Origin of the sequence: Bacteroides sp. ET225, assembly GCF_024733745.1 — a bacterium.
Lineage (GTDB): Bacteria > Bacteroidota > Bacteroidia > Bacteroidales > Bacteroidaceae > Phocaeicola > Phocaeicola excrementipullorum.
This window is the reverse complement of record NZ_JANRHN010000053.1, coordinates 1-14,041: the sequence shown is the minus strand read 5'-3', so window position 1 is coordinate 14,041 and position 14,041 is coordinate 1. Positions and strand designations below refer to the sequence as shown.

Below are 14,041 nucleotides of genomic sequence, written 5' to 3'. Positions count from 1 at the left end.
CAGGGCTGACGCATTAAAAAGAATATTGATTATTAAGTACTTATTATTCAGCATGTGCTGATTTTATAGGTAAAAAACAGCCTTTTTATCAGGCTTTAGTATATCTCTAAATATCAGATACTCTGAATATCAATGACTTTAGTAATGCGTCAGCCCTGTTGCAGTGAGAAGAACGTATCACTCCAGTGAAGAGGTAAAAAGACCGGCTTATGTCCAAGACACGATCCAACGCCCTGAAAAACCAGCAGACAGAAAGACAAGAATATTCACACCCGAAGCGGTAATTTCACACTTGTTGCTACACGTTTTGCACGGAATTATGTAATTTTGCAAACCAATATAAATACACCGTATGCAAACAGAAGAAAACAAAGAGTTGCCTTTGCCCGACTTGTCGCACTCGATGGGCGAACATTTGGGCATACGTTTCACCGGAATGAAGGAAGGCTTCGTGCAAGCCGTCATGCCCGTTGACGAACGGACGTGCCAGCCATTCGGAATCCTGAACGGGGGAGCATCGCTCGCCCTGGCAGAAATCGTAGCGGGGCACGGATCCATTCCGCTCTGCGCCGAAGGACAGATGCCGTGCGGCATACAGGTCAGCGCAAACCACGTAAGCATGGTTCCGAAAGGAAGCTGGGTGAAAGCCACCGGAACGCTCGTACACCGGGGAAAAACCACCCACATCTGGAACATCGACATCACGGCTCCCAACGGGAAACTGGTTTCAACGGCACGCATAATCAATCAAATCGTAAAAAAACACGCATGAACATACCCGAAACATCCATCCATCACCTGATAGACAACCTGACACACGGCGGCCGGAGCTTTGCCCTCTACCGCCTGCCGTGGACTGACGAGCCGATTCTCGTGCTGCAAGCAGACGGGATGCCGGAAACGGCCGGAACGCTCGCCGAACTGAACGGAAAAGAGGGCTTTGTCATGGCACCGTTCCACGCTTCAGACAGATGCCCGATCATTATCATACGCCCGGACAAAGTGGCGCGCAACTGGGACAAGATTGCCGAAGCCCTTGCCGGCGAATCTGCACCCGAAGCGCAGGCCGAAGAAGGCGCTCAGACAGCAGAACAGCCCTCGGCGGACGAAGAAAAACAAAGGTATGCAGAAACATTCGGCCTTTTCATCACACCGCTCCGCCAAAAGCAATTCCGCAAGCTGGTGCTTTCACGCCAAAGCCGCCAGCCGCTGCCGGATAACTTTTCGCCGCTGGGCACTTTCGTAAAGGCATGCAACAGCTACCCAAGAATGATGATTTCGCTCTGCCATACTCCGACGGGCGGCACATGGATAGGAAGCACGCCGGAAGTCATACTCAGCGGAAACGGAACAGACTGGCATACCGTGTCGCTGGCAGGAACCATGCCGATGAACGGAGAGAACATGCCGACCGAATGGAGCACCAAGAACAAGGAGGAACAAGGATTCGTCAGCGAATACATCCGGAAGGCCGTCAAGAAATTCGGCTCCAGGCTGACAGAGAAAGGACCGTACACCGCACGTGCCGGACAACTGGTCCACCTGAAAACGGACTTCCATTTCACGCTGAAAGAAACGCAGCATCTGGGCGACATCCTTCAGGAACTCCATCCCACTCCTGCCGTGTGCGGACTGCCTAAAGACGAAACCTACCGGTTCATTCTGGACACGGAGGGATACGACCGGAGCTACTATTCGGGAATCATCGGATGGCTGGCTCCCCGGGAAGAAACAACGCTCTACGTGAATCTGCGGTGCATGCACATCGGCAAAGACACGGCCACACTCTATGCCGGAGGGGGAATACTCCCGACTTCGGAAGTCGACTCGGAATGGGAGGAAACCCAACAGAAGATGAACACCATGCGCAACATCCTATAATGCAAAACAGCACCCGCCATGTATACCGACAAAAAGAACATACTGCAACTTGCAGCCTTGCTGAAAGCGCACGGCATAAGGAAAATCGTGCTATGCCCCGGAAGCAGGGACATACCCATCGTACAGACACTTGCCAGGATGCCTGAATTCACCTGCTATCCGGTGACCGACGAACGCAGCGCAGGATTCTTCGCACTGGGGCTGGCTCTCAACGAAAACAGGCCGGCAGCCGTATGCTGCACCTCCGGATCGGCTCTGCTCAACCTGCATCCTGCCGTGGCAGAAGCGTTCTACCAGCAAGTGCCGCTGGTGGTGCTCTCGGCCGACCGGCCCGGCGCATGGATCGGACAGATGGACGGACAGACCCTGCCGCAGCCCGGCGTGTTCGGCGGGCTTGTAAAAAAATCGGTCAGCCTTCCCGAAATCAAGGACAGCGAAGACGAGTGGTTTTGCAACCGCCTCATCAACGAAGCGCTGCTCGAACTGAATCACCACGGACAAGGACCCGTACATATCAACATACCCGTCAGCCAGCCGTTCTTCAACTTTCCGACAGCGGAAATTCCGCCGGCACGTGTCATTTCACGCTATGAGGGGAATGAAGCCATACACAGATTCATCCGGAAATTCAAACAATACAGCCGGCGTATGATGGTTGTGGGACAAATGAATCCGAAAAACGCGCTCAGCAGACAGACCGCCGAAGCGCTTGCCCCCCACTTTGCATGGATGACCGAAAACATCAGCAACCAGGCTGCTCCTCCGAATGCAATCCGGCACATCGAACCCGTGCTGGCAGCTCTCGGCAAAGACAGATGGGAAGAAATGCGTCCCGATCTTCTTGTCACCTACGGAGGCCACATCATTTCCGGCCGCCTCAAGAAGTTCCTCCGCAGCTGCCCTCCTGCCGAACACTGGCACATTGCACCCGACGGACAAGTAGCCGATGTCTTCCAGTCGCTCACTGCGGTCGTGGAGATGGATCCGTACCGTTTCTTGACGGAAACGGCTCCGCTCATCAGCGGAACGGCTTCCGGCTATCCAGCGTTATGGAACGATGTCTGCCGGACGCTGGACGAGGCTGACTTTCCGTTCTCAGAGATGGGTGCCGTGGGAAAAGTGATGCGCAGCCTGCCGCCATCCAGCGTCCTGCACCTGGCAAACAGCTCGGTGGTGCGTTATGCCCAGCTTTTCAACCTGCCGCCGGACATCGAAGTGCTTTCCAACCGCGGGACAAACGGCATAGAGGGTTCACTCTCGACGGCAGCAGGCTATGCCTCTGCTTCCGGAAAGCTCAACTTTGTGCTTATCGGAGATTTGAGCTTCTTTTACGACATGAACGCGCTTTGGAATTCAAACTACGGCAACAACCTGCGGATCCTGCTTCTCAACAACAGCGGAGGAGAAATATTCCATGCTCTGCCGGGGCTGGATGTGCAGCCCGCAACCACCCGGTTCGTCATAGCCAGCCATCAGACATCGGCCCGCGCATGGGCAGAAGACAGGGGATTCCGCTATCTGTCCGCACGCAATGAAGAAGAGCTGGAAGATGCGTCCGCCTTGTTCACGCAAGAAACCGGACTGCCTCAGCCGCTTCTGCTCGAAGTGTTCACGGACAAAGAAAAAGATGTTGAATTATTGAAAACTTATTACCATAACCTCAAAAAATAAAAGCCATGCCACAACCTAGAGAATGGAAAACCATCAAAACTTATCAGGACATCCTGTTCGAATTCTATAACGGAATTGCCAAAATCACGATCAACCGTCCCCGTTACCGCAACGCGTTCACGCCGGACACGACCAAGGAATTAAGTGACGCATTCTACTACTGCCGCGATTGCCGCGACATCAACGTCGTCGTACTGACAGGGGCAGGCGACAAAGCTTTCTGCTCGGGAGGCGACATGCACGTAAAAGGACACGGAGGCTACGTGGGAACCGACGGAGTTCCCCGCCTGAATATTCTTGACGTACAGAAACAGATCCGCTCGCTCCCGAAGCCGGTAATTGCCATGGTCAACGGATACGCCATCGGCGGAGGCCATGTGCTTCATGTGGTCTGCGACCTGAGCATCGCATCCGAGAATGCCATTTTCGGACAGACAGGCCCCCGTGTCGGAAGTTTCGACGCAGGATTCGGCTCATCTTATCTGGCCCGTGTGGTAGGACAGAAGAAAGCACGCGAAATCTGGTTCCTCTGCCGCCAATATTCCGCCCAGGAGGCTCTCGAAATGGGACTTGTAAACAAAGTGGTTCCCTTCGACCGCCTGGAAGACGAAGTGGTGGAATGGGCCGAAACCATGATGCAGCACAGCCCGCTCGCCCTGCGCATGATCAAGGCAGGACTGAATGCGGAACTCGACGGACAGGCCGGAATACAGGAACTGGCAGGCGATGCCACCATGCTCTATTACATGACAGACGAAGCGCAGGAAGGCGGAAAGGCATTCCTGGAGAAGCGCAAGCCCGACTGGTCTAAATATCCGAAACTCCCTTAACCTGCGCGCAAGGGAAAAAACATAGACGAAAAGATGAAACACGCAGTCCGCCTGATAACCGTTCTTTGTCTGTGCGTCTTGGGCAGCCGGCAACTGAATGCTCAAGAACAAGCGGCAAAAGACTCTGTCGTGTTTCATCTTTCCGATACGCTGCTGCTTGACGAAGTAACCGTAACAGCCCCCATTCCTCCGATGGAGCAGAAAGGAGATACGGTGGTTTTCAATCCGAATGCGTTCAAGGTTCCCGAGGGAGCCTATCTGGAAGCATTGGTCCGCCGCATTCCGGGACTAAGCTACGATCCTAAAAACCATTCACTCTCATTCAACGGCTATCCGATCAGGGAAATCACCGTAAACGGAAAAGAGTTCTTCAAGGGAAACAACAAAATTGCTCTTGAAAATATACCGGCTTCATTTGTCAGCAAACTGAAAGTGTACGATAAAGAAACGGATAAAGAAAAGGATACGGGCATAAAAGATACGGAAAAGAATTATGTCCTCGATTTGCAGACAAAGAAAAAGCTGAACGGAACGCTCACAGCCTCTGCAGAAGCCGGATACGGCAACCACAAGAAGAAAAATGCCAGTGCCCAGCTATTCCGGTTTGAAAAAGGCGGGGATAACTTCAGCGTCATCGGACGCTCGGGCAATCAAGACTTCACCACTCCCGACGAACGGAATATTTCGCATTCCATCGGAGCAAGCGCAAGCAGGCATCTGACCAAAAACGTGGAGCTGTGGGGGGGAATCGGATACAATTACAACCGGAACGGCGCGACCGGATCCGGATACAACGAAAACTATCTGACCGGAACCACGCAGTACGGAATCAATACAAACAACTCCTTGAGCAAAGACCGGAACACGAGCGGAAACCTGGGGCTCAGATGGAACATCGACGAAAAGACCAGCGTCAACATAGGAGGCAACGCAAGGTTTCTGCCTTCCACCAGCCGGAACGACACGCACAGCTCCATATTCAGCGTCAACCCGCAGGTGGACGTGAGAAACCCGTTCGCGCAAATCGAAGAAACAGACCAGCGAAACCGCATCAATGACCATCTGAGCCAGACAGAGCACAAACGCAATTCATGGGGATATGACATCAACGCATCCTTCACCAGAAAATTAAACCCCAAAGGAAACAACCTGGCAATAAGCTATCTGGCAAGCCGGAACAAAATGACCGACGAATCATTCACACTGGCTGAAGCAACCTACTTCCGGCTGAAAGACATCTGGGGAAACGACTCGGTGAGCCGACAGCATCAGTTCCGGAAATCACCCTACGACACCCGGAGCCATGAAACGGAACTGGCTTATACGCAGGTGTTCGGCGAGAACGCGCGCCTGCAATTCGCCTATGCGTTCAAATACGAACAAGAAACAAGCAATCAGGATACCTACGACCTGTCCTTTCTGCCGGAAACAGGACAGCCGGCCATCGGAAACCTTCCGCAAGGATACGAATCGGGACACATCGACAGCTTGAGCAACCGGAGCGAAAGCAATACGGCAAGCCACCGGTTTACACTCACTTATAACTACCAGGGAAAAGTATGGAGCATCCAGACAACACTGTCTGTAATCCCCCAAAGGCGTTCACTGAAACAGACGGATGCAAATACACGGATCGACACAGCCTCAACCAGCATTGAATGGCATCCGTCTTTAGCCCTCACCAGACAAAAAGACAATTGGTATGCAATGCTCAGCTATTCAGGATACACCCGCCAGCCTTCATTGGCCAGCCTGCTGGCACCCACCCAATATGTATCTCCCTTGCTTGTCACCCGAAGCAACCCCGACCTGAAACCGTCATACAGTCATGCTGTTTATTTCATGATAAACAACTTCACCAAAGGCATCAATACAAGCATGGCATTCAACCAGGAATTCAACAGCGTGTCACAAGCCACCTCATATGATCCGCAAACCGGAAAAAGAGAAACCTTTCCGGTAAACATCAACGGCAATTGGAGCCTGATGGGAAATGCCGGATACAACCGAAGTATGGGATTGTTCAGACTGTTCGCCAACGCTTCGAGCCACTTTGCACACCGCATAAGCCTGATCGATGACACCGGTTCATCACAGATGGCACAAAGCGCAACACGTGCTCTCGGACTGTCTTCCGACATCCGCCTTTCATACGTCCCGGACTGGGGCAACATCGACTTGAACGGGAGATGGGACTACCAGCAGTCGAAGAACTCGCTTCAGGGAAACAACACGTACACGCGCTACTACACAATGGGCATTACAACCAACATCCAGCTTCCATGGAACCTGACTTTTAACACGGATGCCGCCTACAATATACGCAACGGCACCGGAATGGGAAACGATGACAACAATGAAATTCTCTGGAACATCCGCCTGGGATGGAAGTTCCTGAAAGAAAAGCAGGGCGAGATTTCATTCTACTGGGCCGACATACTCAGCCAAAAGAAAAGCTATTACCGGTATGCTTCGGCCACGCGTTTCAGCGAAACCTACTCCGAACAATTGAGAGGATACTTCATGATATCGTTCAAATATCAGTTCAACAAAATGAATTAAAAAGCAAAAGATCATGTATAAGATTCAAATCATTCCACGAACCCTGCACTTCAAACAGCCTGCAGGTACCTCACGAGGCGTCTATACCACCCGCAAGGTCTGGTACATCCGCATAGAAGACCGCAATGCGGGAAGATTCGGCATTGGAGAATGCGCGCCGCTCCCGGCATTAAGCTGCGACGACTTGCCCGACTATGAAAGCATTCTTGCCGGACATTGCCGCAATACGGGAATGACAGGAACCATCGACTACGAAGCGATGCGTCCCTATCCGTCCATGCTTTTCGGTCTGGAAACAGCCTTGCAGCACCTCCACACCGGCAGCGTGAAACTGTGGAACACTCCTTTCTCTGAAGGAAAACAGGGGATTCCCATCAACGGACTGATATGGATGGGGAACTTCGATGAAATGTACAAGCGGATAGAAGAAAAGATGCGCCTCGGTTTCCGCTGCATCAAAGTGAAAATCGGAGCTATCGACTTCAACAAAGAGCTGGAGCTGCTTGCGCACATCCGCGAGCATTTCTCTCCTGAACAGATCGAGCTCAGAGTAGACGCAAACGGGGCGTTTGCACCTGACGACGCTCCCGAAAAACTGGAAGCGCTCAGCCAGTTCCGCCTCCATTCGATCGAACAGCCCATCCGCGCCGGACAATGGACTGCCATGGGACAGCTTTGCAAGAGCAGCCCCTTCCCCATCGCACTGGATGAGGAGCTGATCGGCATAAATACAGTGGCACGCAAGATCGAACTGCTTGAAACAATCCGGCCGCAATACATCATTCTGAAACCCTCACTGCATGGCGGGCTGAAAGGATCGGCCGAATGGATCACACTGGCAACACAGCGGGGCATCGGCTATTGGATTACATCGGCCCTGGAATCAAACATCGGACTGAATACCATTGCCCAATGGTGTGCCACACTCAATCCGGTTCTTCCCCAAGGACTGGGAACGGGACTGCTCTTTACCGACAACATTGACTATCCGCTCTCTATCAAAGGCGACTGCCTGTGGTTTGACCCGGAAGCGCAGGCGCCCGATTTCAAACATTATTTATCTGAATAAAAAACGCAAACAATGCCATTCATTACCGACAGACATAAACAAACCATAACCATCAACGGAACTGTCTATCAGCCAGCCGACTCGATGACAGAAAACGGCAAGCCGAGCCGGCTGCAAAGTCTGTTCCGGGAAAAATACGGCACCGACAGCTTCCATGCCCGGCTGGCCGACTTTCTCACAGAATGGTTCAATGCGTCCGACAGGCTGAAGGTGCATACTTCCGGATCCACCGGAAAGCCGAAAGAACTGTGGGTGGAAAAAGAGCGCATGATGAACAGTGCCATGCTTACCGTTTCATTTCTCAGGCTCCAGCCTCATGACACAGCGCTCCTCTGCATGCCGCTGCAGTATATCGCAGGCAAAATGGTCGTGGTCCGCGCACTTGTTGCCGGACTGAACCTGATTCCGGTAAACCCCAGCGGACATCCGCTCAAAGATCTGGCGAAAGCTCCGTCTTTCGCGGCCCTGATTCCGATGCAGGTATTCAATTCGCTTGCCGTACGCGAAGAAAACGAACTACTGCAACAGACACGCCACCTGATCATCGGAGGCGGAGCAATCGACCGCCAAATGGAAGAAACGCTCAGGCGCTTTCCAAATTCCGTATGGAGCACTTACGGAATGACGGAAACACTTTCGCACATCGCACTGCGGAAACTCAGCGGACCGGAAGCCTCCGGATGGTATACGCCATTCAAGGATGTGACTGTTTCCCTTTCAGACGAAAACACGCTCATCATCCGTGCTCCGCGTGTCAATGAAGAAACCCTGACAACAAACGACATCGCAGAACTGAACCCCAAGGGGCAATTCCGCATCATCGGCAGAAAAGACAATACAATCAATACGGGAGGAGTAAAAGTACAGATAGAACAGATCGAAGAGGCTCTGCACGCCCGGCTCTCCCTGCCCTTCATGATAACGGCTGTACCCGATCCGAAATTCGGCGAACGCATCGTTATGCTGACAGAAGGAGAACCGCAGATGAAAGAAATCGAAAAGGCCGTTTCCACGCTTCCCCCTTACTGGAGGCCCAAGCAGGTGTTCAAGACAGAGAAGCTCCCTCAAACAGGAACCGGGAAACCCGACCGCGCCGAGGCCAGACGGCTGGCAGAAGACATCGCCGCACGAATCTAGGCACACCAGCAAAAACAAGGCACAGAAACACACGCTGAATCCAATAGCTGCAAACGTTGTGTTTCTGTGCCTTTATGTTCAAAGCCTGTTCGCTGATCTTGCCGTCAAAGAGCGCAAGATCCCTTGTCCACATAATCCTCGCCGACTTCTCCTCCATATTCAGGATGCCTTTGAAGCCAGGACACCGCATACGAACAAGTGGCAATCGGTTTCAACTGCTTCACACGGGCATAATCATACACCGCCTTTACCAATGCAGCAGCAATACCACGTCCCCCAATCGCTTCGGGGACTACCGTATGCCGGATATCCAGTCCCTTTTCACGGATTTCGTAAGCCACATGAGCTGTATACCCATCAACTAAAGTCCAAAATCTTTTACCTCCTTCATCATGTAGTATTTCCATATCGCCTCTGTTAAATTGGTTAGTTTCGCAAGTTACGAAATATCAGAGTATTTGCCGATACCGGATTTTATAAAATATATGAATTGATTCCATGTTTTATAACATCACCGGAAACTCCCTGAAGAACGCACAAACCGCAGCAGCCGACACTACTCCTTCATACGCACATACTCCGGATCAGGCTCTGCCGCATTCCGCCCAGATTCTTCTTCAAGGTCATATTTTTTCGCGCCGTAATTCAGCAGAACCATCTTGTTGAGCGTACACACAAGTCCCTCAAGCGTCCTTTCCCTCACCTTCGGCTTCAGCTGGCATTCCCATAGCTGGATGACATGCCAGCCCATATCCCTGAGCATGATACGATCTTTCCTGTCGCGTTCCCGGTTTCTTTCGATCTTATTCCGCCAATAATCAACGTTCGATTTGGGAAGCACATAATACCTGCACCCTTCATGCCCGTGCCAAAAACACCCGTTGACGAATATCACCGTACGGTATCTGCGCAGCACGATATCGGGAGTGCCGGGCAGCCTCCGCACGTTGACACGGTAACGGAAACCGCGGGAAAAAAGATATTTCCTCACAATGATTTCCGGCTTCGTATCTCTGCTCCGTATGTGCGACATGCAGCGATGCCTCTGTTCTGGTGTCAACTTATCGGCCATAAGCAATGTTTAGTCAGCGAATATACAACAATATCCCAACACCCGGGCTATGAAAACTAAAAAAGGAAAGAGCCTCGCGGCCCTTTCCCAAACAATTATTACATACTTAACAGATTCTTTATTTAGCGAAGCTGACCGCACGTGTTTCACGGATAACCGTAATCTTCACCTGACCCGGATAAGTCATCTCATCCTGAATCTTTTTGGCTATTTCAGCCGACAGATTTTCGGTCTGCTTGTCGTCTATCTTGTCTGCGCCTACAATGACACGCAGTTCACGTCCTGCCTGAATTGCATAAGTCTTGGTCACTCCCGGATATGACATGGCAAGCTGTTCAAGATCGTTCAAACGCTTGATGTAAGCCTCAACAATTTCACGGCGGGCACCCGGACGTGCACCGGAAATGGCATCACACACCTGAACAATCGGAGCGAGCAGGCTGGTCATTTCAATCTCATCATGATGAGCGCCGATAGCGTTGCAGATATCCGGTTTCTCCTTGTACTTCTCTGCCAGCTTCATGCCCAGCAGCGCATGCGGAAGTTCCGGCTCTTCGTCAGGCACCTTGCCTATGTCATGAAGCAGACCAGCGCGCTTCGCCTTCTTAGGATTCAAGCCAAGTTCCGAAGCCATCACCGCACAGAGGTTGGCAGTTTCTCTGGCATGCTGCAACAGGTTCTGCCCATACGAAGAACGGTATTTCATTTTACCGATAATGCGAATCAGTTCCGGATGAAGTCCGTGGATACCCAAGTCGATTGTCGTGCGCTTGCCGGTTTCGATGATTTCATCTTCCACCTGCTTGCGTACCTTTGCAACCACCTCCTCAATGCGTGCCGGGTGGATACGTCCGTCAGTGACAAGCTGGTGCAAAGCCAGACGGGCTATTTCGCGGCGAACCGGATCGAAAGCGGAGAGCACGATAGCCTCCGGCGTGTCGTCCACAACAATTTCCACTCCCGTAGCCGCTTCAAGCGCACGGATATTACGTCCTTCCCGGCCGATGATGCGTCCTTTGATTTCATCCGACTCAATATGGAACACGGTTACCGAGTTCTCGATAGCCGTTTCGGTGGCCACGCGCTGGATAGACTGGATGACGATACGTTTCGCCTCACGGTTGGCTGTCAGCTTGGCGTCATCCATAATGTCGTTGATATACGACTGGGCCTGCGTCTTCGCCTCCTCTTTGAGCGACTCCACCAGACGTTCTTTCGCTTCTTCTGCCGAAAGTCCGGAAATGGCTTCCAGTTTTTCACGCTCCTGCGCCTGCATCACGTCGAGCTCTTCTTTCTTCTTCTCGATGATGCTGAGCTGTGCATCCAGATTCTCCTTGATGGCCTCCGCTTCATTCCGCTTGCGCTGAAGCTCCTCGTTCTTCTGGTTAAGCACCATTTCACGCTGCTTCAGCTTGTTTTCCGCCTGCTGGATTTTCTGGTTACGGGCAGCCACCTCTTTTTCTAGGTCAGCCTTCTTGTTAAGGAACTTCTCTTTCACCTCCAGAAGTTTGTTCTTTTTAATCACCTCGGCTTCAGTTTCAGCCTCCTTAATTATCGTTTCACACTTCGACTTCAAGCCGTACCTGAAGAATCCGTATGACAATGCCCCTCCCACAAGAAAGGCCACAACCACTAGTATTACTGTCGTCAACATTAGTATTTTAATTTAAACATATATAAAAAAAACAAGCGCACAAACTTCCTCCGGTCATCCCTTCAGACAGCTTGTGCGCCTTTAATCCTTCAATTGTCACCACCGAATCCGTCTACACGTCATCTTCTTTCTTCTCCTCCGGCTTCAGCACACGGTCCATACTTCTCATCATCTGCTCTATCCTTTCATAAAAAGGTTCCGTGTCATTCCGCACTTTCAACTGCTCATTTTCATAGGCGAAATCCAGGGCTGTCATCGCCCAGTGTATTTCCGCTTCAAATTTCGGATACGTGCTCCGATAATAATTCAGTGCCTTATCAATCCGCCTGGCCGCATTGCGGTAGAATTCTTCTTCCGACCTCAAGATAGTCAGCGGATACTCCTTATTGTCAATTTTCAGTCTTATTTTAAACTTATCGTCCATATAATGTTTCTTCACTGCCAAACATTCATTCTCCCAGCAACTTGATACATTTATCGACTTCACGCACAAGTCTCGCCAGCCTCTGTTTCGTATCGCGGAGTTCATCATCGTTGACACTCAAGATGCGAGCACTTTTCAAATTCCTATACCTTCCATTCAAATCCTCCAAGCCTCTTTTCATCTCTGCCAGTTCCGCTTCTTTCTCGGAAAGAAGCCCGCGGAGCGAAGCGTTTTCCTGCTGCAAATTCTCATAAAGCACAAGCAGGTGCTTAAACTTCACGTCAAAGGCATCCAACAGCTTTTCGTTCTTTTCAATCATCAGATATAGGAAATTCGTATACAAATATAGTGGATTGATTGGAATTTCAAAAATATTTGCAGAAGAATTTACCTATTTTATGAAGAAAAATCCGATAAGACAACAGAAAGGCATTAAAAACAAGCCGATTATCAGCTTATCTGAAAGAACGGGGCAATGAAAGAGAATAAAAGCAGACGGATTCAGATTTTCACTTTTTCATTCTGCAAACATGTTCTTTTTTTAGCGGAAGATCATATTTAAGATCTATTTTATTCTTGCCGACGGCTTTTATTTGATAACTTTGCATGTGGAAGCCGACAACTATTTTACTGTGCCATGAGAAAGAAAGAAGAAAAGAATGCAATTATTGAGATATGTCCTGTCCGGAACGTGATCGCCCGTTTCGGCAACAAATGGGCATTATTGGTGATTCTCATTTTAAGCGAGAACAAGGTTTTGCGTTTCAACGAATTGGGCAGGCTGATACCAGACGTATCTTCCCGCGTACTTTCAGGCACGCTCCGCACGCTTGAAGCAGACGGGCTGGTGGAAAGAACGGTTTATCCGACAGTGCCCCCCCAAAGTGGAATACAGACTGACAGAAACGGGCGCTTCGCTAGTCCCGTTTATCGTGCAGTTGACAGAATGGGCACAAAAGCACATAAAATCAATCATCAGGCACAGAAAAAAATTTGAAGCCGCTGAAAAATAGCGGCTTCACTTCTCCAAACGCATCATCAGCGACCGGTTGCTACACCCAGATCAGACGCTCTCCTTTTCGGGGTCTGGCCTTGATTTCACCCATCGGATCTTTCGGATAGCCGAGCAGCACATGAAGGACTGCGTAATAATCGGTGCACACGCCCCACCGCTGAAGCGTTTCGTGTCCGAAAGGGTCGTCGAACGAGTCCCATGCAGAACCAATGTAGCATGACCCTATCCCCAAAGAGGTTGCAGCCAACAGCATATTTTCGGCAGCCACGCAAGCGTCGCTTTCCGCATAAAGGAACTTCCTGGGAGCAAAAAGCGTCACTACCGTTGGCGCATCGTAGAAAGCGTTTTTGATAGAATCGTCATCGGCAATGCTCGGCTGCTCCTTTGACACATAAACATCAACAGTAGACATCCTGCCCCGAACTCCTTGATATTTGCCAAAACAGCATCCATATCCTTCTCAGCCATCTGTCTGAATCTGGCATGACTGCCCAGCGCATAGATATAACAGTGTTTACACCGCTGGTCGCACGCTTCTGTGATATGCCATTGAAATGCGAAATATTCCATAAGCCTTTTTTATTTTAAAAGTTCCTGCCGCATACCATAACATCCGGCAGGAACTTTTTTTCATTGCTGCACAATGAACTTCATTTTTTGTCACCCGCTCCGCAAGCACTCGCAGCATTCAACTGTCTGAAAAAACGATTTTCTAACATAATCTTT

General features: G+C 50.7%; 14 protein-coding genes and 1 pseudogene. 9 read left to right on the top strand and 6 right to left on the bottom strand.

The window, feature by feature from the left end; translation table 11 throughout:
* Positions 1-352 precede the first annotated feature (352 nt).
* From NW212_RS14595 to NW212_RS14565, 7 genes are read left to right on the top strand one after another with little or no spacing between them, the layout of a single operon-like run.
* On the top strand, positions 353-772 hold the full coding sequence (locus NW212_RS14595) for a PaaI family thioesterase (protein WP_258339355.1): 420 nt from the start codon (positions 353-355) through the stop codon (positions 770-772).
* A complete protein-coding gene (locus tag NW212_RS14590; protein WP_258339354.1) occupies positions 769-1,881 on the top strand; it encodes an isochorismate synthase in 1,113 nt (370 codons plus the stop codon). Before NW212_RS14595 ends, NW212_RS14590 begins: the two co-directional genes overlap by 4 nt.
* A gap of 18 nt (positions 1,882-1,899) precedes the next feature.
* Complete coding sequence (gene menD, locus NW212_RS14585; protein WP_258339353.1) at positions 1,900-3,552, top strand: 2-succinyl-5-enolpyruvyl-6-hydroxy-3-cyclohexene-1-carboxylic-acid synthase; 1,653 nt, start codon at positions 1,900-1,902, stop codon at positions 3,550-3,552.
* Positions 3,553-3,557: 5 nt separating this feature from the next.
* On the top strand, positions 3,558-4,382 hold the full coding sequence (menB, locus tag NW212_RS14580) for a 1,4-dihydroxy-2-naphthoyl-CoA synthase (RefSeq protein ID WP_258339352.1): 825 nt from the start codon (positions 3,558-3,560) through the stop codon (positions 4,380-4,382).
* Between the two features lie 33 nt (positions 4,383-4,415).
* Positions 4,416-6,944, top strand: coding sequence for an outer membrane beta-barrel family protein (locus NW212_RS14575; protein ID WP_258339351.1), 2,529 nt, complete (start codon positions 4,416-4,418; stop codon positions 6,942-6,944).
* Positions 6,945-6,957: 13 nt separating this feature from the next.
* Positions 6,958-8,013 (top strand): o-succinylbenzoate synthase, encoded by a 1,056-nt coding sequence (locus NW212_RS14570; RefSeq protein WP_258339350.1) that lies wholly within the window; start codon positions 6,958-6,960, stop codon positions 8,011-8,013.
* Between the two features lie 12 nt (positions 8,014-8,025).
* The gene (locus NW212_RS14565; protein ID WP_258339349.1) at positions 8,026-9,150 is read left to right on the top strand and encodes an AMP-binding protein; all 1,125 of its coding nucleotides are present in this window, start codon (positions 8,026-8,028) and stop codon (positions 9,148-9,150) included.
* A gap of 104 nt (positions 9,151-9,254) precedes the next feature.
* On the opposite strand, the gene NW212_RS14560 is transcribed toward NW212_RS14565, so the two are convergent.
* From NW212_RS14560 to NW212_RS14540, 5 genes are all read right to left on the bottom strand, one after another.
* Positions 9,255-9,557: a GNAT family N-acetyltransferase gene (locus NW212_RS14560; RefSeq protein ID WP_258339348.1), complete on the bottom strand. Its 303-nt coding sequence runs from the start codon at positions 9,555-9,557 to the stop codon at positions 9,255-9,257.
* 149 nt (positions 9,558-9,706) lie between these two features.
* Positions 9,707-10,222: a very short patch repair endonuclease gene (locus NW212_RS14555; protein WP_258339347.1), complete on the bottom strand. Its 516-nt coding sequence runs from the start codon at positions 10,220-10,222 to the stop codon at positions 9,707-9,709.
* 118 nt (positions 10,223-10,340) lie between these two features.
* Entirely contained in the window at positions 10,341-11,876 is a 1,536-nt protein-coding gene (gene rny, locus NW212_RS14550) for a ribonuclease Y (protein ID WP_258339346.1), read from the bottom strand.
* A gap of 112 nt (positions 11,877-11,988) precedes the next feature.
* A complete protein-coding gene (locus tag NW212_RS14545; protein ID WP_258339345.1) occupies positions 11,989-12,300 on the bottom strand; it encodes a cell division protein ZapA in 312 nt (103 codons plus the stop codon).
* Between the two features lie 25 nt (positions 12,301-12,325).
* The gene (locus NW212_RS14540) at positions 12,326-12,619 is read right to left on the bottom strand and encodes a hypothetical protein (protein WP_258339344.1); all 294 of its coding nucleotides are present in this window, start codon (positions 12,617-12,619) and stop codon (positions 12,326-12,328) included.
* A gap of 318 nt (positions 12,620-12,937) precedes the next feature.
* On the opposite strand from NW212_RS14540, the pseudogene NW212_RS14535 reads away from it, so the two are divergent.
* Together NW212_RS14535 and NW212_RS14530 are read left to right on the top strand one after the other, a co-directional pair.
* Positions 12,938-13,198, top strand: a pseudogene (locus NW212_RS14535) (winged helix-turn-helix transcriptional regulator); the annotation flags it as partial.
* A complete protein-coding gene (locus tag NW212_RS14530) occupies positions 13,185-13,313 on the top strand; it encodes a winged helix-turn-helix transcriptional regulator (RefSeq protein ID WP_258339343.1) in 129 nt (42 codons plus the stop codon). The pseudogene NW212_RS14535 and the gene NW212_RS14530, both read left to right, overlap by 14 nt.
* Positions 13,314-13,352: 39 nt before the next feature.
* On the opposite strand, the gene NW212_RS14525 is transcribed toward NW212_RS14530, so the two are convergent.
* Positions 13,353-13,727 (bottom strand): nitroreductase family protein, encoded by a 375-nt coding sequence (locus NW212_RS14525; protein WP_258339342.1) that lies wholly within the window; start codon positions 13,725-13,727, stop codon positions 13,353-13,355.
* Positions 13,728-14,041 lie beyond the last annotated feature (314 nt).